The 18,562-nt window shown below is 64.5% G+C and carries 18 protein-coding genes and 1 tRNA gene; 16 read left to right on the forward strand and 3 right to left on the reverse strand.

Going from position 1 to position 18,562, the window contains the following annotated elements; genetic code table 11:
- Window positions 1–18 precede the first annotated feature (18 nt).
- Window positions 19–336 (reverse strand): Mpo1-like protein, encoded by a 318-nt coding sequence (locus CFB41_RS07470; protein ID WP_089439869.1) that lies wholly within the window; start codon window positions 334–336, stop codon window positions 19–21.
- Window positions 337–494: 158 nt separating this feature from the next.
- Between CFB41_RS07470 and CFB41_RS07475 the strand changes: the two genes are divergently transcribed.
- The 3 genes from CFB41_RS07475 to aroC all read left to right on the forward strand — a co-directional run bounded on the left by CFB41_RS07475 (window position 495) and on the right by aroC (window position 4,389).
- Window positions 495–950, forward strand: coding sequence for a CBS domain-containing protein (locus tag CFB41_RS07475; RefSeq protein ID WP_006755543.1), 456 nt, complete (start codon window positions 495–497; stop codon window positions 948–950).
- A 139-nt stretch (window positions 951–1,089) separates the two neighbouring features.
- Window positions 1,090–3,024, forward strand: a complete 1,935-nt coding sequence (locus CFB41_RS07480) for an MFS transporter (protein WP_089456081.1) — start codon at window positions 1,090–1,092, stop codon at window positions 3,022–3,024.
- 264 nt (window positions 3,025–3,288) lie between these two features.
- The gene (aroC, locus tag CFB41_RS07485) at window positions 3,289–4,389 is read left to right on the forward strand and encodes a chorismate synthase (RefSeq protein ID WP_089425194.1); all 1,101 of its coding nucleotides are present in this window, start codon (window positions 3,289–3,291) and stop codon (window positions 4,387–4,389) included.
- A gap of 136 nt (window positions 4,390–4,525) precedes the next feature.
- Here aroC and CFB41_RS07490 read toward each other — a convergent pair whose 3' ends face one another.
- Window positions 4,526–6,199, reverse strand: a complete 1,674-nt coding sequence (locus tag CFB41_RS07490; RefSeq protein ID WP_089456082.1) for an electron transfer flavoprotein-ubiquinone oxidoreductase — start codon at window positions 6,197–6,199, stop codon at window positions 4,526–4,528.
- A gap of 178 nt (window positions 6,200–6,377) precedes the next feature.
- Here CFB41_RS07490 and CFB41_RS07495 point away from each other — a divergent pair, with 178 nt between their 5' ends.
- Both CFB41_RS07495 and CFB41_RS07500 read left to right on the forward strand, forming a co-directional pair.
- Complete coding sequence (locus CFB41_RS07495; RefSeq protein ID WP_089439872.1) at window positions 6,378–7,160, forward strand: SDR family oxidoreductase; 783 nt, start codon at window positions 6,378–6,380, stop codon at window positions 7,158–7,160.
- Window positions 7,161–7,192: 32 nt separating this feature from the next.
- The gene (locus CFB41_RS07500; protein WP_089439873.1) at window positions 7,193–7,624 is read left to right on the forward strand and encodes a thioesterase family protein; all 432 of its coding nucleotides are present in this window, start codon (window positions 7,193–7,195) and stop codon (window positions 7,622–7,624) included.
- A gap of 112 nt (window positions 7,625–7,736) precedes the next feature.
- Here CFB41_RS07500 and CFB41_RS07505 read toward each other — a convergent pair whose 3' ends face one another.
- Window positions 7,737–8,282 (reverse strand): LuxR C-terminal-related transcriptional regulator, encoded by a 546-nt coding sequence (locus CFB41_RS07505; protein WP_089425197.1) that lies wholly within the window; start codon window positions 8,280–8,282, stop codon window positions 7,737–7,739.
- A gap of 223 nt (window positions 8,283–8,505) precedes the next feature.
- On the opposite strand from CFB41_RS07505, the gene CFB41_RS07510 reads away from it, so the two are divergent.
- From CFB41_RS07510 to pheS, 11 genes are all read left to right on the forward strand, one after another.
- A complete protein-coding gene (locus CFB41_RS07510; protein ID WP_089456083.1) occupies window positions 8,506–9,210 on the forward strand; it encodes a CoA transferase subunit A in 705 nt (234 codons plus the stop codon).
- Between the two features lies 1 nt (window position 9,211).
- Entirely contained in the window at window positions 9,212–9,853 is a 642-nt protein-coding gene (locus CFB41_RS07515; protein ID WP_089456084.1) for a CoA transferase subunit B, read from the forward strand.
- Window positions 9,854–10,052: 199 nt separating this feature from the next.
- On the forward strand, window positions 10,053–10,949 hold the full coding sequence (locus CFB41_RS07520; protein ID WP_089456085.1) for an alpha/beta fold hydrolase: 897 nt from the start codon (window positions 10,053–10,055) through the stop codon (window positions 10,947–10,949).
- Window positions 10,950–11,029: 80 nt separating this feature from the next.
- Window positions 11,030–11,383 (forward strand): RidA family protein, encoded by a 354-nt coding sequence (locus CFB41_RS07525; protein WP_027784253.1) that lies wholly within the window; start codon window positions 11,030–11,032, stop codon window positions 11,381–11,383.
- Between the two features lie 44 nt (window positions 11,384–11,427).
- Window positions 11,428–13,662, forward strand: coding sequence for a bifunctional (p)ppGpp synthetase/guanosine-3',5'-bis(diphosphate) 3'-pyrophosphohydrolase (locus CFB41_RS07530; protein WP_089456086.1), 2,235 nt, complete (start codon window positions 11,428–11,430; stop codon window positions 13,660–13,662).
- An 87-nt stretch (window positions 13,663–13,749) separates the two neighbouring features.
- Window positions 13,750–13,826: transfer RNA gene (locus CFB41_RS07535), tRNA-Val, on the forward strand.
- 271 nt (window positions 13,827–14,097) lie between these two features.
- On the forward strand, window positions 14,098–16,005 hold the full coding sequence (thrS, locus tag CFB41_RS07545; RefSeq protein WP_089439878.1) for a threonine--tRNA ligase: 1,908 nt from the start codon (window positions 14,098–14,100) through the stop codon (window positions 16,003–16,005).
- A 49-nt stretch (window positions 16,006–16,054) separates the two neighbouring features.
- On the forward strand, window positions 16,055–16,579 hold the full coding sequence (gene infC, locus CFB41_RS07550; protein WP_071734130.1) for a translation initiation factor IF-3: 525 nt from the start codon (window positions 16,055–16,057) through the stop codon (window positions 16,577–16,579).
- Between the two features lie 189 nt (window positions 16,580–16,768).
- The gene (rpmI, locus tag CFB41_RS07555; protein WP_004191477.1) at window positions 16,769–16,966 is read left to right on the forward strand and encodes a 50S ribosomal protein L35; all 198 of its coding nucleotides are present in this window, start codon (window positions 16,769–16,771) and stop codon (window positions 16,964–16,966) included.
- A gap of 29 nt (window positions 16,967–16,995) precedes the next feature.
- The gene (rplT, locus tag CFB41_RS07560; RefSeq protein WP_004192938.1) at window positions 16,996–17,355 is read left to right on the forward strand and encodes a 50S ribosomal protein L20; all 360 of its coding nucleotides are present in this window, start codon (window positions 16,996–16,998) and stop codon (window positions 17,353–17,355) included.
- Window positions 17,356–17,503: 148 nt separating this feature from the next.
- Entirely contained in the window at window positions 17,504–18,517 is a 1,014-nt protein-coding gene (gene pheS, locus CFB41_RS07565) for a phenylalanine--tRNA ligase subunit alpha (RefSeq protein WP_006486107.1), read from the forward strand.
- Window positions 18,518–18,562: the final 45 nt, after the last annotated feature.

Raw genomic sequence — 18,562 nt, forward strand, 5'->3', positions numbered from 1 at the left:
GCGGGGCGCCCGGCCGCGTTATAACGGGATCTTGCCCGTACAGATATCCTTGAACATCACCCAGTCGCCCATCAGGCTGTAGATCGGGTGCCGAAACGTGGCCGGGCGGTTCTTCTCGAAGAAGAAGTGCCCGACCCACGCGAAGCCGTAGCCGCAGACGATCGCCGCAGGCAGCCACAGCCAGTCGCCGGTCGCGATCGCCATCGCGACGCAGCCGATCACGCCGAGCGAGCCGACGAAGTGCAGCCGCCGCGACGTCTGGTTCTGGTGTTCATTCAGGTAATACGGGTAGAAATCGGCGAAGCTGGCGAATTGCTCCGAATGCGTATGCGCCATGGACGTCTCCTCCGGCCGCTGTTCATGGGGCCATTGTGCTGCCGGCAGTCCGCTTCCGCAAGCGGGGGGCGGCCCGCCGCGCGGGCCCGCGCTTTCCTTTTGACAGGCTTTCCGATAGGATCGAAAGAGGTTTTGCATTCAAGCATGAGGGGACTACGATGCGCGTCAGCGATATTCTGAAAGTGAAGGGCAACACGCTGTTTACGGTGACGCCCGATAAGCCGCTGCGCGAAGCGGTCGATACGATGGCCGAACACGACATCGGTTCGCTCGTCGTGATGGAGTACGGCGATCTCGTCGGCATGCTGACGTTCCGCGAGATCATCCTGCGCCTGCACGTGAACGGCGGCGCGATCGGCGACGTGCAGGTGCGCAAGGTGATGGACGAGCCGCTCACGTGCACGCCGGAAACGGACGTCAACGAAGTGCGCCGGATGATGCTCGAGCGCCATGCGCGCTACATGCCGGTGCTCGACAAGAAGGTGCTGATGGGCGTCATTTCGTTCTACGACGTCGCGAAGACGGTCGTCGAGGCGCAGAGCTTCGAGAACCGGATGCTGAAAGCGTACATCCGCGACTGGCCGGAATCGGAAGCCGAAGCGCACAAGTCGTGAACCCTGCCGCGCCCGTCGTCGTCATGCGCGGGCGTCGCTACCCGGCACGCGGCGGCGCAGGTGGGTCCTGCGCCGTCTTTTTTTCAATGACCACACGAGGCCCGCGCAGCGCTGCCCAGACGGCGCGCGCGTATTCCGCATGAGCGATCAAACGCAAGCCACTTCCAGGCGGCGTGACGAACGGCACGCACACGCGTCGCAGTTCGACCTGCTGCGCGAGCGCCGTTTCGCGCCGTTCTTCACGACCCAGTTCCTCGGCGCGCTGAACGACAACGTCTTCAAGATCGGTTTCACGTCGCTCGTCACCTATCACACCGCGCGGTTCTCCGGCGTCGATGCGAAGACGGCGGCCTTCCTGATTTCCGCGATCTTCATCCTGCCGTTCGTGCTGTTCTCGGCGACGTCCGGCCAGATCGCCGACAAGTACGACAAGGCGACCCTCACGCGTTTCGTGAAGACCTTCGAGATCGTGCTGATGCTGGTCGGCGCGGCCGGTTTCGTCACGCACAGCGCGCCGCTGCTGTATCTGTGCACATTCATGATGGGGATGCACTCGACACTGTTCGGGCCCGTCAAGTATTCGTACCTGCCGCAGCATCTCGGCGAGCACGAGCTGGTCGGCGGCAACGGCCTCGTCGAGATGGGCACGTTCATCGCGATCCTGATCGGCACGATCATCGGCGGCGCGGCCGCGGGCATCGAGGGCAACGGCGAGCGCGTGCTCGCGGTGAGCGTCGTCGTCATCGCGCTCGCGGGGCGGTTCGTCGCGCAGCGCGTGCCGCCCACGCCGGCGCCGCAGCCCGATCTCGTGATCAACTGGAATCCGGTCAGCGAGACCTGGCGCAACCTCGGGCTCGCCCGGCAGAACCGCACCGTGTTCCTGAGCCTGCTCGGTATCTCGTGGCTGTGGTTCGTCGGTGCGACGTTCCTCACGTCGTTCTTCAATTTCGCGAAGGACGTGCTGTCCGCGAGCCCCGACGTCGTCACGATCCTGCTCGCGACGTTCTCGGTCGGTATCGGCCTCGGCTCGCTGTTGTGCGAACGCCTGTCGCAGCGGCGCGTCGAGATCGGCCTCGTGCCGCTCGGTTCGATCGGCATCAGCGTGTTCGCGATCGAGCTGTATTTCGCGAGCCATGCGCTGCCGTCGCCCGGCCATCTGCTGTCGGTCGGCGAATTCCTGGCCGGCGCGCGCCACTGGCGCATCCTGGCGGACCTGTTCCTGCTCGCGATGTTCGGCGGCTTCTACAGCGTGCCGCTGTACGCGCTGATCCAGAGCCGCAGCGCACCGACGCACCGCGCGCGGATCATCGCCGCGAACAACATCCTGAACGCGCTGTTCATGATCCTGTCGGCCGTGATGGCGATGGGGCTGACCAAGGCCGGCGTCGACATCCCGGGGCTGTTCCTCGTCACCGCGCTGCTGAACGTGATCGTCGCGACGTACATCTACCTGCTCGTGCCCGAGTTCCTGCTGCGCTTCGTCGCATGGGTGCTCGTGCATACGTTCTACCGGATTCGCCTCGTGCACGCGGAGCGGATTCCGGCGGAAGGGGCGGCCGTGCTCGTGTGCAACCACGTCAGTTACGTCGATGCGCTCGTGCTGGCCGCCGCGAGCCCGCGCCCGATCCGTTTCGTGATGGACCACCGGATCTTCAAGACGCGCTTCGCGAGCTGGGTGTTCCGGCATGCGAAGGCGATCCCGATCGCGCCGCGCCACGAGGATCCCGCGATGCTCGCGCGCGCGTACGACGCATGCGAGGCCGCGCTGAAGGAAGGTGAACTCGTGTGCATCTTCCCGGAAGGCAAGCTGACGAAGACGGGCGACATCAACACGTTCCACCACGGCATCACGGAGATCCTGAGCCGCACGCCGGCGCCGGTGATCCCGATGGCGCTGCGCGGGCTGTGGGGCAGCTATTTTTCGCGGCATTCCGATGCGCGGATGCCGCGGCCCATCAAGCGCGGCGTGATGAGCCGGCTGACGCTGGCGGTCGGCGAGCCGATCCCGGCGTCGGTCGCGACGCCCGAAGCGCTTCAGGCGGCAGTCACCGAACTGCGCGGCGCGCGTAAGTAGGCGGGGCGGGCCCGGCGGCATCGCCCCGGGCCGTCATGGCCGCCGTGAACGGTCCCGTTCGACCGGAACGGCGCGGGTCGGCAAGCGACGCCCGGGGCCGTTCCCGTGGCCGGCCGGTGTGGTCCGAACGGTTCACACGGCCCGCGTGCCCGGGACGGCTGGCATAATAGCGGCTTACCTCTTTTTCTCGACCGGCAAACGATCGACCTGCCTGCGGCCCGGGCAGCGCATCGGTTTGTCCATTTCTCTTTGGGCGGTTCCATCATGTCCGGCAATACCCTCGGCACGCTTTTCACTGTCACGACCTTCGGCGAATCGCACGGTCCCGCGATCGGCTGCGTGATCGACGGCTGCCCGCCGGGAATGGGGCTGACCGAAGCCGACATCCAGGTCGAACTCGATCGCCGCAAGCCCGGCACGTCGCGCCACGTGACGCAGCGGCAGGAGGCCGACGAGGTCGAGATCCTGTCGGGCGTGTTCGAAGGCGTGACGACCGGTACGCCGATCGCGCTGCTGATCCGCAACACCGACCAGCGCAGCAAGGACTACGGCAACATCGTCGAGACGTTCCGTCCCGGCCACGCCGACTATACCTACTGGCAGAAATACGGCATCCGCGACTATCGCGGCGGCGGCCGCTCGTCCGCGCGCCTGACCGCGCCGATCGTCGGCGCGGGTGCGGTCGCGAAGAAGTGGCTGCGCGAGCGCTTCGGCGTCGAGGTGCGCGGCTACATGAGCGGCCTCGGCGAGATCGACGTGCCATTCGTCGACTGGTCGCACGTCCATGAGAATCCGTTCTTCTCGCCGAATGCGGCCGTCGTGCCGGAGCTCGAGGCGTACATGGATGCGCTGCGCAAGGATGGCGATTCGATCGGCGCGCGCATTGACGTCGTCGCGTCGGGTGTGCCGGTCGGCTGGGGCGAGCCGGTGTTCGACCGTCTCGATGCGGATATCGCAAAGGCGATGATGAGCATCAATGCGGTGAAGGGCGTCGAGATCGGCGCGGGCTTCGACAGCGTCGCGCAGCGTGGCTCGGTGCACGGCGACGAGCTGACGCCGGGCGGTTTCGTCGGCAACCATGCGGGCGGCGTGCTCGGCGGGATTTCGACGGGGCAGGACATCACCGTGTCGATCGCGATCAAGCCGACGTCGAGCATCCGCACGCCGCGCCGTTCGATCACGAAGGCCGGCGAGGAAGCGACGGTGGAAACGTTCGGCCGCCACGACCCGTGCGTCGGCATTCGTGCGACGCCGATCGCGGAGTCGATGCTGGCGCTGGTGCTGATCGACCATGCATTGCGCCATCGCGCGCAGTGCGGCGATGTCGAGACGCCGACGCCGAAGATCGCGGGCAGCGCGACCTGACGCAAGCAGGCGGGGCGCAGCGCGTCTCGCCGGCAGTTGCGCGGAGCATGCAAAACGGGGCGCTGCATCAAGCAGCGCCCCGTTTCGTTTGCGGCACCCGAAAAAGCGCGCCGCTCGTGGCGGCGCGTTCCGGCCATTACATGTTCGGGTAGTTCGGCCCGCCGCCGCCTTCCGGCGTGACCCACACGATGTTCTGCGTCGGGTCCTTGATGTCGCAGGTCTTGCAGTGCACGCAGTTCTGCGCGTTGATCACCAGGCGGTCGCTGCCGTCGTCGTTCTTCACGAACTCGTACACCGCCGCCGGGCAGAAACGGCCCTCCGGCCCCGCGTACGTGCGCAGGTTAACGTTCACCGGCACATTCGCATCCTTCAGCGTCAGGTGCGCCGGCTGGTTCTCCTCGTGGTTCGTGTTCGAGATGAACACCGACGACAGACGGTCGAACGTCAGCTTGCCGTCCGGCTTCGGATACTCGATCGGCTGGCATTGCGATGCGGGCTTCAGCATCTCGTGATCCGCATGCTTGTGATGCAGCGTCCACGGCACGTTGCCGCCCATCACCTTCTGCTCGATCCCGACCATCAGCGTGCCGAGGTACAGCCCCTTGGCCATCCACTGCTTGAAGTTGCGCGCGCGGTACAGCTCCGTGTACAGCCACGATTGCTTGAAGGCATCCGGGTACGCGTTCAGTTCGTCGCTCTGGCGGCCGGCCTGCACCGCGTCGAATGCGGCGTCGGCGGCCAGCATGCCGGTCTTGATCGCCGCGTGGCTGCCCTTGATCCGCGACGCGTTCAGGAAGCCCGCGTCGTCGCCGATCAGCGCGCCGCCCGGGAACACCGTCTTCGGCAGCGACAGCAGCCCGCCCGCCGTGATCGCACGCGCGCCGTACGACACGCGCTTGCCGCCTTCCAGGAACGCGCGGATCGACGGATGCGTCTTGTAGCGCTGGAATTCCTCGAACGGCGACAGGTACGGGTTCGTATAACCCAGGCCCACCACGAAGCCGACCACGACCTGATTGTTGTCCATGTGATACAGGAACGAGCCGCCGTACGTATCCGACTTCAGCGGCCAGCCGGCCGTATGGATCACGAGGCCCGGCTTGTGCTTGGCCGGGTCGATCTCCCACAGTTCCTTGATGCCGATCCCGTAGGCCTGCGGATCCGCGTTCGCGTCGAGCTTGAACTTCGAGATCAGCTGGCGGCCGAGGTGACCGCGGCAGCCTTCGGCGAACAGCGTGTATTTCGCATGCAGCTCCATGCCGAGCTGGAAGTTCTCGGTCGGCTCGCCGTCCTTGCCCACGCCCATGTTGCCGGTCGCGACACCCTTCACGGAGCCGTCGTCGTTGTAGAGAATCTCGGCGGCAGGGAAGCCCGGGAAGATCTCGACGCCCAGCGCTTCGGCCTGTGCCCCAAGCCAGCGCGTGACGTTGCCCAGCGAAATCACGTAGTTGCCGTGGTTCTGGAAGTTGGCGGGCAGCGCCCAGTTGGGCGTCGTGACCGCGCTCTTCTCGGACAGGAACAGGAAGCGGTCTTCCGTCACCTCGACGTCGAGCGGCGCGCCGCGTTCCTTCCAGTCGGGGAACAGTTCGTTGATCGCGCGCGGATCCATCACCGCGCCCGACAGGATGTGCGCGCCGATCTCGGAACCCTTCTCGAGCACGCACACGCCGATTTCGGTGCCTTTCTCGGCGGCCAGCTGCTTGAGCCGGATCGCCGCCGACAGCCCGGCGGGGCCGCCGCCGACGATCACGACGTCGTATTCCATCGATTCGCGCGGGCCATATTGCTCGATGAGGCTTGCGGGGGTCATTGGCGTTCCTCTAACCGTTAGAATGCTTTTATTCGGGAGCGTATTGTCTGCGAAACGAAACGCTTGCCGCAACAGCATGCGGCTAGATTAGCACGATCGTTCTATTTTAGTGCTAGGGTAATGCGGCTCGGGCTGTGCTGCCCGTGGCGGCGAAACGACATCGAAAGGGGAAGTGCAAATGGGTCGGTCGATCAATCTGGAAGGCAAGGTTGCGCTGGTCACGGGCGCGTCGAGCGGCCTTGGGCAGCGCTTTGCGCAGGTGCTGTCGCAGGCCGGTGCGAAGGTCGTGCTCGCGAGCCGTCGCGTCGAGCGCCTGAAGGAGCTGCGTGCCGAGATCGAGGCGGCGGGCGGCGCCGCGCACGTCGTGTCGCTCGACGTCACCGATGTCCAGAGCATCAAGGCGGCGGTCGCGCACGCGGAGACGGAAGCCGGTACGATCGACATCCTCGTGAACAATTCGGGTGTCTCGACGATGCAGAAGCTCGTCGACGTGACGCCGGAGGATTTCGAGTTCGTATTCGACACCAACACGCGCGGCGCATTTTTCGTCGCGCAGGAAGTCGCGAAGCGGATGATCATGCGCGCGAACGGAAGCGGCAACGGCAAGCCGCCGTGCCGGATCATCAACATTGCGTCGGTGGCCGGCCTGCGCGTGTTTCCGCAGATCGGGCTGTACGCGATGAGCAAGGCCGCGGTCGTGCAGATGACGCGCGCGATGGCGCTCGAATGGGGGCGCCACGGGATCAACGTCAACGCGATCTGTCCGGGCTATATCGATACCGAAATCAATCATTACCTGTGGGAAACCGAGCAGGGCCAGAAGCTGCAGTCGATGCTGCCGCGCCGGCGCGTCGGCAAGCCGCAGGATCTCGACGGGCTGTTGTTGCTGCTCGCGGCCGACGAGTCGCAGTTCATCAATGGCTCGATTATCTCCGCCGACGATGGCTTCGGCCTCGCCTGAGCGGATGACATACCGCAACAAAGAAGACTGCAATGAGCGATTATTCCCCCGTTTTTGAGATGTCGATGCCGATCCGCTGGGGCGACATGGACGCATTCGGCCATGTGAACAACACGGTCTATTTCCGCTACATGGAGCAGGCGCGGATCTCGTGGTTCGAGGCGCTCGGCATTGCCGGCGGCAACGGCGAGGGGCAGGGGCCCGTCATCGTCACGGCGTCGATGGAATTTCTCAAGCAGCTGCACTATCCGGGCGACGTGATCGCGAAGATGTCGGCTGCGAAACCCGGCCGCAGCAGCTTCGACACCGGTTTCGAACTGACGCGCGCCGACGATCCGCAGCATGTCTATGCGCGCGGCAATGCACGCTGCGTGTGGGTCGACTACGCGCTCGGCAAGTCGGTGCCGCTGCCCCAGTTGCTGCGCGACACGATCGAGCGCGCGCTCGCGGCGAAGGTCGGCTGAGCGTCGAGTCGGCGAGTCCCGGCCGGCACAAGGTCGCCGGGGCGGCACGCGATACCCGTTGTTTCCCGAATCGGCCGCCGTGTGCGGCCGATTGTCATCCGGGCGCTGTCACTCACTGCCCGAGCAGGCGCTGCAGCAGCTCCGGCGTATTGTTGGTCCCGTACTTGCGCATCAGCCGTGCGCGGTAGATGTCGACCGTGCGCGAGCTGATGTCAAGCACGCGCCCGATCTGCTTGCTGGTCTTGCCGGTCGCGAGCTGCGCGGCGATCTCGCGCTCGCGCGGGGTCAGTTCGACGGCGACCCGGCGCGTCGCGCTCAAATCCTCGAAGGTCCACACACCCGCCGCAAGCGGGGCGGTGCGATCGATCGCGCGGCCGGTGACGTGGCACCAGAACAGTTCGCCGTCCGCCCGTTTCATGATTCTGTCATCCGAGTAGATGCCGTTCGCGGCCATCACGCGCGCGATGCGCTCGCCGATGCGCTGGAATTCGTCCGTCGACGGGTAGAGCACCTCGTACGACTTCCCGATCAGGTCGGCCCGCGCGCAGCGGAAGATCGACGCGAGCGCGTCGTTGCAGTCCTCGATCACGCGGTCGCGCGACAGCACGAGGCCGAGCGGCGCGAGGTGGAAGGCAGTCTGGTAATCGAGAGCGGGCATGGCGCAGGCAAGCGGAGGCAAACGCTTATGTATTTTTGCGTATTGTGCCGCATCCGCGCCGCATCGTACCCTTTCAGGCATCTCGTGGCGGTTTGCCGCGGTATAAAAACAGCGCGCCTCGACGCAGGCATCGCCGTGCATGCATAGAATGATGCGGCGGGCTTGCGGGCCACGTGGGCGCGTGAACCGGTTTCGCTGGTTTCCATAGAGGAAGGGACAACTGATGAACAAAGTCTATCCAAGCGCGGTTGCCGCGCTGGAAGGGATCGTCCGCGACGGACAGACCTTCGCGGTGGGCGGCTTCGGCCTGTGCGGGATTCCCGAGGCGCTGATCGCGGCGTTGCGCGATACGGGCGTCAAGGGCATCACCTGCATCAGCAACAACGCGGGCGTCGACGGTTTCGGCCTCGGCCTGCTGCTGGAAACGCGCCAGATCAAGAAGATGATCTCGTCGTACGTCGGCGAGAACAAGGAGTTCGAGCGTCAGTACCTGGCCGGCGAACTCGAGCTCGAATTCACGCCGCAAGGCACGCTCGCCGAAAAGCTGCGCGCGGGCGGTGCAGGCATCCCGGCATTCTTCACGAACACGGGCTACGGCACCGTGATCGCGGAAGGCAAGGAAACGCGCCAGTTCGGCGATCGCCACTACGTGCTCGAGCCGTCGCTGACGGCCGATGTCGCGCTCGTGAAGGCCTGGAAGGCCGACAAGTCCGGCAACCTGATCTTTCGCCGCACCGCGCGCAATTTCAACCCGATGTGCGCGATGGCCGGCAAGATCACCGTCGCCGAGGTCGAGGAGATCGTCGAGAACGGCGCGCTCGATCCGGACCACATCCACACGCCGGGGATTTTCGTGCAGCGCATCGTGCTGAACGCGACGCCCGAAAAACGCATCGAACAACGCGTCGTACGCGCCAAAGGAGACTGACATGGCCTGGAATCGTGACCAGATGGCCGCGCGCGCGGCGAAGGAATTGCAGGACGGCTTCTACGTGAACCTCGGCATCGGCTTGCCGACGCTCGTTGCGAACCACGTGCCGGAAGGTGTCGAGGTGTGGCTGCAGTCGGAGAACGGCCTGCTCGGCATCGGCCCGTCGCCGACCGAAGACGAAGTCGACGCCGATCTCATCAACGCCGGCAAGCAGACCGTCACGACGCTGCCGGGTTCGTCGATCTTCTCGTCGGCCGATTCGTTCGCGATGATCCGCGGCGGCCACATCAACCTGGCGATCCTCGGCGCAATGCAGGTCAGCAAGCAGGGCGACCTCGCGAACTGGATGATCCCCGGCAAGATGATCAAGGGGATGGGCGGCGCGATGGATCTCGTCGCCGGCGTGAAGCGCGTCGTCGTGCTGATGGAGCACGTCGCGAAGGGCGACCAGCACAAGATCCTCGAGGAATGCAACCTGCCGCTGACGGGCGTCGGCGTGGTCGACCTGATCATCACCGATCTCGGCGTGATCGCAGTGACGCCGTCGGGCCTGAAGGTGCTTGAACTCGCCGACGGCGTGAGCGTCGACGAGATCCAGGCGAAGACGGGCGCGCCGCTCGACGTCAGCGCGGTCGCATAAGGTTCCGCGCGTACGCGCAGCTTCGACGCCCCGCATGCCGGACGACGGCATGCGGGGCGTTTGTCATGGTGTCCTCCGTCCGGCCGATTGTCGGGTGCCCGGCGAGCGGACCCGTGCGGCTGAAGCGGTTTACAATCGTTTGCATCGGGCGTCGCATGCGTTGCCCTGCGCGTCGCCCCCGTTCGACAGGATGCCAACGATGCCAACGACCCCAGCGAATTCCCAGGTTCCTCGCCAGCGGCGCGTGCAGTGTGCGAGCGCGGCCGGCCTTCACCACGTCGCCTATACCGAGTGGGGCGATCCCGCCAACCCGCGCGTGCTGGTCTGCGTGCATGGCCTGACCCGTTCCGGGCGCGATTTCGACGGGCTCGCCGCTGCGCTGTCCGATACGTATCGCGTCGTCTGCCCCGATGTCGTCGGGCGCGGCCAGTCGGACTGGCTGGCCGACCCGCGGCTCTATGCGATCCCGCAATATGTGTCCGACATGGTGACGCTGATCGCGCGGCTCGACGTCGAATCGGTCGACTGGTTCGGTACGTCGATGGGCGGGTTGATCGGCATGGCGTTCGCGGGGCTACCGGGTTCGCCGCTGCGCCGGATGATTGTCAACGACGTCGGCCCGCGCATCGAACCCGAGTCGCTCACGCGCATCGGCGAATATCTCGGCGTGCAGCCGCGCTTTGCGACCCGGCAGGAGGGCATCGACTATCTGACGTCGCTGTCGCTGCCGTTCGGGGCGCTGACCGCCGACGAATGGCGCGAGATCAACGGGCCGCTGCTGCGCGAGCTGCCCGAAGGGGGCTGGACGGTTCGCTACGATCCGCGCATCGCCGAACCGTTCAAGGCGACGACGCCCGAATTGGCGGCGCTCGGCGAGGCCGCGCTGTGGCACGCGATCGAGACGACGAACGCGTCGTTGCTGGTCGTGCGCGGCGAGACGTCCGACCTGCTGTCGCGCGAGACGGTGGCCGAGATGGAGCGTCGCGGCCGGCATGTGACCCATGCCGAGATTCCAGGGGCGGGCCACGCGCCGGCGTTCATCGACGCAAGCCAGATTGCGCTCGCGCGGCGGTTTTTCGTCGAAGGCGGCGCATAAACGCGTCATAATATGCGGTTCGACGGCACGCGGGCCGTGCCGCCGCCCGAATCTCCATCCACTCACGACCGGAACATTCCATGGCAGTCATTCGTCACCACGTCGGGGCCCGTCTCTCCGAAACCGCGATCCACAACGGTACCGTGTATCTGGCCGGCCAGATCGCCGAAGACACCACGCAGGACATCAGGGGCCAGACGCGCGAAGTGCTCGGCCACATCGATCGCCTGCTCGCCGAAGCGAATAGCGACAAGGCGCATCTGCTGTCGGTTCAGATCTACATCTCGGATCTGGCGAACTTCGAAGGCATGAATGCGGAGTGGGATGCATGGGTCGCGCAGGGCAACACGCCGCCGCGCGCCACCGTCGAGGCGAAGCTCGCGGATCCCGCGCTGCTCGTCGAGATCGTGGTCGTCGCCGCGCAGCGGAGCTGAACTGAACGTCACCCGACGATGATCGCATTTCGCCAGGCCGAGCAATGACCGAGTCCGTTTCCGCCTCCCCCGTCGCGGCGCCGTCGTTCGACGACGTGCTCGCGTTCGTGCGCGAGCGGGCCGGCGACGTGCGCCTGTCGTCGGGCGAACTGCTCGCGGATCACTCGGCCGGCACGGCGTCGATCATGCGCACGCTGAATGTCGATCCGTCCGCGATGCAGGCGGCCGCGCTGTTCGTGCTGACGCCGCACCTGAGCGACCCCGAGCGCGAGCTCACCGAGCGTTTCGGCGACGAAGTGGCGCGGCTCGTGTCCGACGTGCGCAAGCTGTTGCGGCTCGGTACCGTCAGTCTGCGAGCCGCGCAGAACGCGGGGGCCGACGCCGGGCGAGATGCGGCCGAAGAGCGGCGCACGCAGATCGAGGCGCTGCGCAAGATGCTGCTGGCGTTCGCACAGGACATCCGCGTCGTGCTGATCCGGCTCGCGTCGCGCTTGCAGTCGCTGCGCTACTACGCGGCCGCGAAGATCGACCCGCCGCCCGACGTCGCGCGCGAGACGCTCGAGATCTACGCGCCGCTCGCGAACCGTCTCGGCATCTGGCAATTGAAGTGGGAGCTCGAGGATCTTGCGTTCCGCTTCGAGGATCCCGTCACCTACAAGCGGATCGCGAAGCTGCTCGACGAGAAACGCATCGAGCGCGAAGCGTACGTCACGCAGGCGATCGACCGGTTGCAGCAAGAACTGGCGGATGCGCACATCCAGGCCGACGTGAGCGGCCGGCCGAAGCATATCTACAGCATCTGGCGCAAGATGCGCGGCAAGGAACTCGACTTCTCCGAGCTCTACGACGTGCGCGCGTTTCGCGTGATCGTGCCGGACATCAAGGATTGCTACGCGGTGCTCGGCATCGTGCATCACCTGTGGCAGCCGGTGCCGAAGGAATTCGACGACTACATCTCGCGGCCGAAGCCGAACGGCTACAAGTCGCTGCACACGGTCGTGATCGGCGACGATGGCCGTGCGTTCGAAGTGCAGATCCGCACGCAGGAGATGCACCGTTTCGCCGAGTACGGCGTCGCCGCCCACTGGCGCTACAAGGAAGCCGGCGCGCGCGGCTACGGCGGCCAGTTCTCGGCAAGCGACAAGTACGACGAGAAGATTGCATGGCTGCGCCAGCTGCTCGCGTGGAAGGATGACGTCGAGGACGGCGCGGAAAAGTCCGGCGACAAGGCGTGGGCGCAATTGCGCGAGACGTCGCTCGACGACGATCACATCTACGTACTGACGCCGCAGGCGCGCGTGATCGCGTTGCCGCAGGGCGCGACGCCGGTCGATTTCGCATACCACCTGCACAGCGAGCTGGGTCATCGTTGCCGTGGCGCCCGCGTCGACGGCGCGATGGTGCCGCTCAACACGCCGCTCGCAAACGGCCAGACGGTCGAGATCGTCGCGGTGAAGGAGGGCGGGCCGTCGCGCGACTGGCTGAACCTGCAGCTCGGCTATATGAAGAGCCCGCGCGCGCGTCAGAAAGTGCGGGCGTGGTTCAACTCGATCGAGCAGGAAGAAAACGTCGCGCATGGCCGCGCGCTCGTCGAAAAGACGCTGCAACGCGAGGGCAAGACGTCGGTCAGCCTGGACAATCTCGCCGCGAAGCTCGGCTTCAAGTCGCCGGAGGAGTTGTTCTCGGTCGTCGGCAAGGAAGAGTTCAGCCTGCGCAATGTCGAGCACGCGCTGTCCGATGCGCCGCCGCCCGAGCCGGCGCCCGAGGCGCCTGCCGATTTCGAGAAACGCAGCAGCGGCGCGAGCGTGGCGCATGGCGCGTCGACCGGTGTGCTGGTCGTGGGCGTCGACGCGCTGCTGACCCAGCTCGCGCGCTGCTGCCGTCCGGCGCCGCCCGATCCGATCAGCGGTTTCGTCACGCGCGGCAAAGGGATGTCGATCCACCGCACCGATTGCCCGACGTTCCGCCGTATGGTCGAGCGCGCGCCGGAGCGCGTGCTGCAGACGACCTGGTCGGCCGACGTGCTCGGCGGGCGCGGTGCGTCCGTCTATCCGGTCGACCTGATGATCGAGGCGAGCGACCGGCAAGGGTTGCTGCGCGACATCTCCGAAGTGTTTGCGCGCGAGAAGATGAACGTCGTGGGCGTGAAGACGCAGAGCCGCCGCAATGCGGCATTCATGCAGTTCACGGTCGAGGTGTCGAATTCGGCGCAGGTGCAGCGCGCGTGCACGCTGCTCGGCGAGGTGCAGGGCGTCGTGCGGGCGGGGCGGAAGGCCTGATGTGGGGTTCGAACACCGTTATTCTGCTGCGACCGCATAAAAATACTTGCCAAGCGGGTAAGGGCTCCATATAATCTTAGCTTCACTAGGCTCGTAGCTCAGCTGGTTAGAGCACCACCTTGACATGGTGGGGGTCGTTGGTTCGAGTCCAATCGAGCCTACCAACGAATTGAGAATGCCCGCTTGCCGGGTGTTCGATGCAGCAAATAACTCAACGCGAACAAGGCGAATACGGTTATGACACCGCGAACGTTGACCGAAACTTTTTCGGAGCGACGCTAGTCGAGGAACCCTTTCGCCCTTTCAGTTTGAGTGAAGTATCGAATGCGGCCCCTCGAAAGCGGGGCCGCATTTTTTTTGTCGTGAAATTTTCCCGCGTGATTTTTATATCGCGTACCTGGTCTGCCGCCCACTGTCGGCATCACGGAGATTGCTATGGTTTCGATACGCTTGCCTGACGGCTCAGTTCGACAATACGAGCATCCGGTGACAGTTGCCGAGGTTGCAGCCTCGATCGGTCCCGGCCTTGCGAAGGCTGCGCTTGGTGGCAAGCTCGATGGCGAGCTCGTCGATACGTCGGCCGTGATCGACCGCGACGCGTCGCTCGCGATCGTGACCGACAAGGACGCCGACGGCCTCGACATCATCCGTCACTCGACGGCGCACTTGCTCGCGTACGCGGTGAAGGAACTGTATCCGGACGCGCAGGTGACGATCGGCCCGGTGATCGACAACGGTTTCTATTACGACTTCTCGTACAACCGCCCGTTTACGCCCGAAGATCTGGAAAAGATCGAAAAGCGCATGCAGGAGCTCGCGAAGAAGGACGAGCCCGTGACGCGCCGAGTCGTGTCGCGTGACGAAGCGGCGGGCTACTTCCGCAGCATCGGCGAGAAGTACAAGGCCGAGATCATCGAGTCGATTCCGCAAAGCGACGAAATCAAGCTGTATTCGCACGGCGGCTTTACCGATCTGTGCCGCGGCCCGCACGTGCCGTCCACCGGCAAGCTGAAGGTCTTCAAGCTGATGAAGGTCGCCGGCGCGTACTGGCGCGGCGATTCGAAGAACGAGCAGCTGCAGCGCATCTACGGCACGGCCTGGACGAAGAAGGAAGACCAGGACCAGTACCTGCACATGCTCGAGGAAGCGGAAAAGCGCGACCACCGCAAGCTCGGCAAGCAGCTCGACCTGTTCCACATGCAGGAAGAGTCGCCGGGCATGGTGTTCTGGCATCCGAAGGGCTGGGCGCTGTGGCAGCAGGTCGAGCAGTACATGCGCCGCCGCGTGAACGAAGCCGGCTACCTCGAGATCAAGACGCCGATGATCATGGACCGCTCGCTGTGGGAAGCGTCGGGTCACTGGCAGAACTACCGCGAGAACATGTTCACGACGGAGTCGGAGAAGCGCGACTACGCGATCAAGCCGATGAACTGCCCGGGTCACGTCCAGGTGTTCAAGCACGGCCTGCGCTCGTACCGCGACCTGCCGCTGCGTTACGCGGAATTCGGTTCGTGCCACCGCAACGAGGCGTCGGGCGCGCTGCACGGCCTGATGCGCGTGCGCGGCTTCGTGCAGGACGATGCGCACATCTTCTGTACGGAAGACCAGTTCATCTCGGAATCGATCGCGTTCAACACGCTGGCGATGAGCGTGTACAAGGACTTCGGTTTCGATCACATCGACATCAAGCTGTCGCTGCGCCCGGAGCAGCGCGCGGGTACGGACGAGACCTGGGATCGCGCCGAGCAGGGCCTGCGCGACGCGCTGACGGCGTGCGGCCTCACGTGGGAAGAGCTGCCGGGTGAAGGCGCGTTCTACGGTCCGAAGATCGAATACCACATCAAGGATGCGCTCGGCCGTTCGTGGCAGTGCGGCACGCTGCAGCTCGACATGGTGCTGCCGGAGCGCCTCGGCGCCGAGTATGTCGCGGATGACAGCAGCCGTCGCCGTCCGGTGATGCTGCACCGTGCGATCGTCGGTTCGATGGAGCGTTTCCTCGGCATTTTGATCGAGCACCACGCTGGTGCGATGCCGGCCTGGCTCGCGCCGTTCCAGGCAGTTGTGCTCAATATCGCCGAAAGTCAGGCCGAATATGCGCAATCTCTGGCCCAATCGTTGCAAAAACAAGGGGTTAGAGTGACGGCCGATTTGCGCAATGAGAAGATTAGCTATAAAATACGCGAGCACACGCTGGAAAAGGTGCCTTATCTCCTCGTCGTGGGGGACAAGGAGCGTGATGCGCAAACGGTAGCCGTGCGTGCCCGTGGCGGCGTCGATCTTGGCGTGATGCCGGTCGAAGCCTTCGTTGAGCGTCTGCAGGAAGACCTGCGCTCGTTCAAGTAACCGCCCTGGCAGCGCGGCTCGTTTTTTTAATTTTTAGAGGAAACGTAACATCGCTACTGATAAGTCGTCGCACCGCATCAACGGTGAAATCACTGCGCCGGAAGTGCGCCTGGTCGGGATCGAGAACGAACCGCTCGGTATCGTAAAACTCGCTGATGCTTTCCGTAAATCGGAAGAACTGGATGTTGACCTGGTGGAAATCGCGCCGCAAGCGGTTCCCCCGGTTTGCCGTCTGATGGATTACGGCAAGTTCAAGTACCAGGAGTCGAAGAAGCAGCACGAAGCGAAGCTGAAGCAGAAGGTCATCCAGGTCAAGGAAGTCAAGTTCCGCCCGGGTACCGATGACGGTGACTACAACGTCAAGCTCCGCAATCTCGTGCGCTTCCTCGAAGAAGGCGACAAGACGAAGATCACGTTGCGTTTCCGCGGCCGCGAAATGGCTCACCAGGAAATCGGTATGCGGATGCTTGAGCGTCTGCGCACGGATCTCGAGGAAGTCGGCCAGGTCGAGCAGATGCCGAAGATGGAAGGGCGCCAGATGATCATGGTGCTCTCGCCGAAGAAAAAGAAGTAACGGGCCCGCGCGCGTCGCGCGCAGGTTCGCAGAGGTTCGGCGCGTTGCCCGGTCAGGGCGGCGCGCCAGCAATGACGGCGGCTGCGCAAGCGGTTTGCCGTACACAAGTGGACTGGGTTTCGAAGGGCGGGTCAAGGGCGCAAGCCAACCGCACACCCATCGCCATCTAATAAACTGGAGTTGTTCGTCATGCCTAAGATGAAGACCAAGAAGAGTGCTGCAAAGCGCTTCGTGGTGCGTCCGGGCGGTACCGTCAAGCGCGGTCAAGCCTTCAAGCGTCACATCCTGACCAAGAAAACCACGAAGAACAAGCGTCACCTGCGCGGCGCAACGGCAGTTCATGATTCCGATCTGAACTCCGTCCGCGCGATGCTGCCGTTCGCGTAACCCCTAACTGATACTCTAAGGAGAGAAACATGCCTCGAGTCAAACGTGGGGTAACCGCACGGGCCCGCCACAAGAAGATCATCAACCTGGCCAAGGGTTATCGCGGCCGCCGCAATAACGTCTACCGCATCGCCAAGCAGGCGGTGATGCGCGCTGGTCAGTACGCGTACCGCGATCGCCGCAACAAGAAGCGTGTGTTCCGCGCACTGTGGATCACGCGTATCAACGCGGCAGTTCGCCAGCACGACATGACCTACAGCGTGTTCATCAACGGCCTGAAGAAGGCGTCGATCGAACTCGACCGTAAGGTTCTGGCCGACATGGCGGTGTTCGACAAGGCTGCTTTTGCTGCGATCGTCAAGCAGGTGAAAGCCGCCGTTGCAGCCTAATTGCGAAATTAGCACTGCGTGGTTAGTTGCAGCGAGGTTCCGGTAGTCTCGGCCGCTGCAGCGAAAACGGGGCTCTTCCGAGCCCCTTTTTTGTTTGGTGGGCGATTTCGCTCGCCAAGACCGAATGACGTTGGAAATGATGGGATCTATGGATCTGGACCAGATTGTCGCCGACGCGCAGCAGTCCTTCGAACAGGCTGCCGACATCACCACGCTCGAAAACGAGAAAGCACGATTTCTCGGCAAGTCGGGTGCGCTGACCGAGTTGCTGAAGGGCCTCGGCAAGCTCGATCCCGAAGCACGCAAGACCGAAGGCGCACGCATCAACGTCGCGAAGCAGCAGGTTGAAGCCGCGCTGACCGCCCGTCGCCAGGCACTGGCCGACGCGCTGCTGAATCAGCGCCTCACCGCCGAAGCGATCGACGTGACGTTGCCGGGCCGCGGCGCCGGTGCAGGCAGCCTGCACCCCGTGATGCGCACGTGGGAGCGTGTCGAACAGATTTTCGGCTCGATCGGTTTCGATGTGGCCGACGGCCCCGAAATCGAGACCGACTGGTACAACTTCACGTCGCTGAACAGCCCGGAGAACCATCCGGCGCGTTCGATGCAGGACACCTTCTACGTCGAAGGCAAGGATGCCGACGGCCGCCAGCTGCTGCTGCGCACGCACACGAGCCCGATGCAGGTGCGTTACGCGCGCATGAACCGTCCGCCGATCAAGGTGATCGCGCCGGGCCGCACGTATCGCGTCGACAGCGATGCGACCCACTCGCCGATGTTCAATCAGGTCGAGGGGCTGTGGATCGACGAAAACATCAGCTTCGCCGACCTCAAGGGCGTCTATACCGACTTCCTGAAAAAATTCTTCGAGCGCGACGACATTCTCGTGCGCTTCCGTCCGTCGTATTTCCCGTTCACGGAACCGTCGGCCGAGATCGACATGATGTTCGAGCAAGGCAAGAACGCCGGCAAGTGGCTCGAGATCTCCGGTTCGGGGCAGGTGCATCCGACCGTGATTCGCAACATGGGCCTCGATCCCGAGCGCTACATCGGCTTTGCGTTCGGCAGCGGCCTCGAGCGCCTGACGATGCTGCGCTACGGCGTCCAGGATCTCCGGCTGTTCTTCGAGAACGACCTGCGTTTCCTGCGCCAGTTCGCGTAACGCCGCGCGCCGCGCCGACCTGTGCCCGTGCACGCCCCGACGGAC

The organism is Burkholderia sp. AU33803, from assembly GCF_002223095.1.
Taxonomy (GTDB): Bacteria; Pseudomonadota; Gammaproteobacteria; order Burkholderiales; family Burkholderiaceae; genus Burkholderia.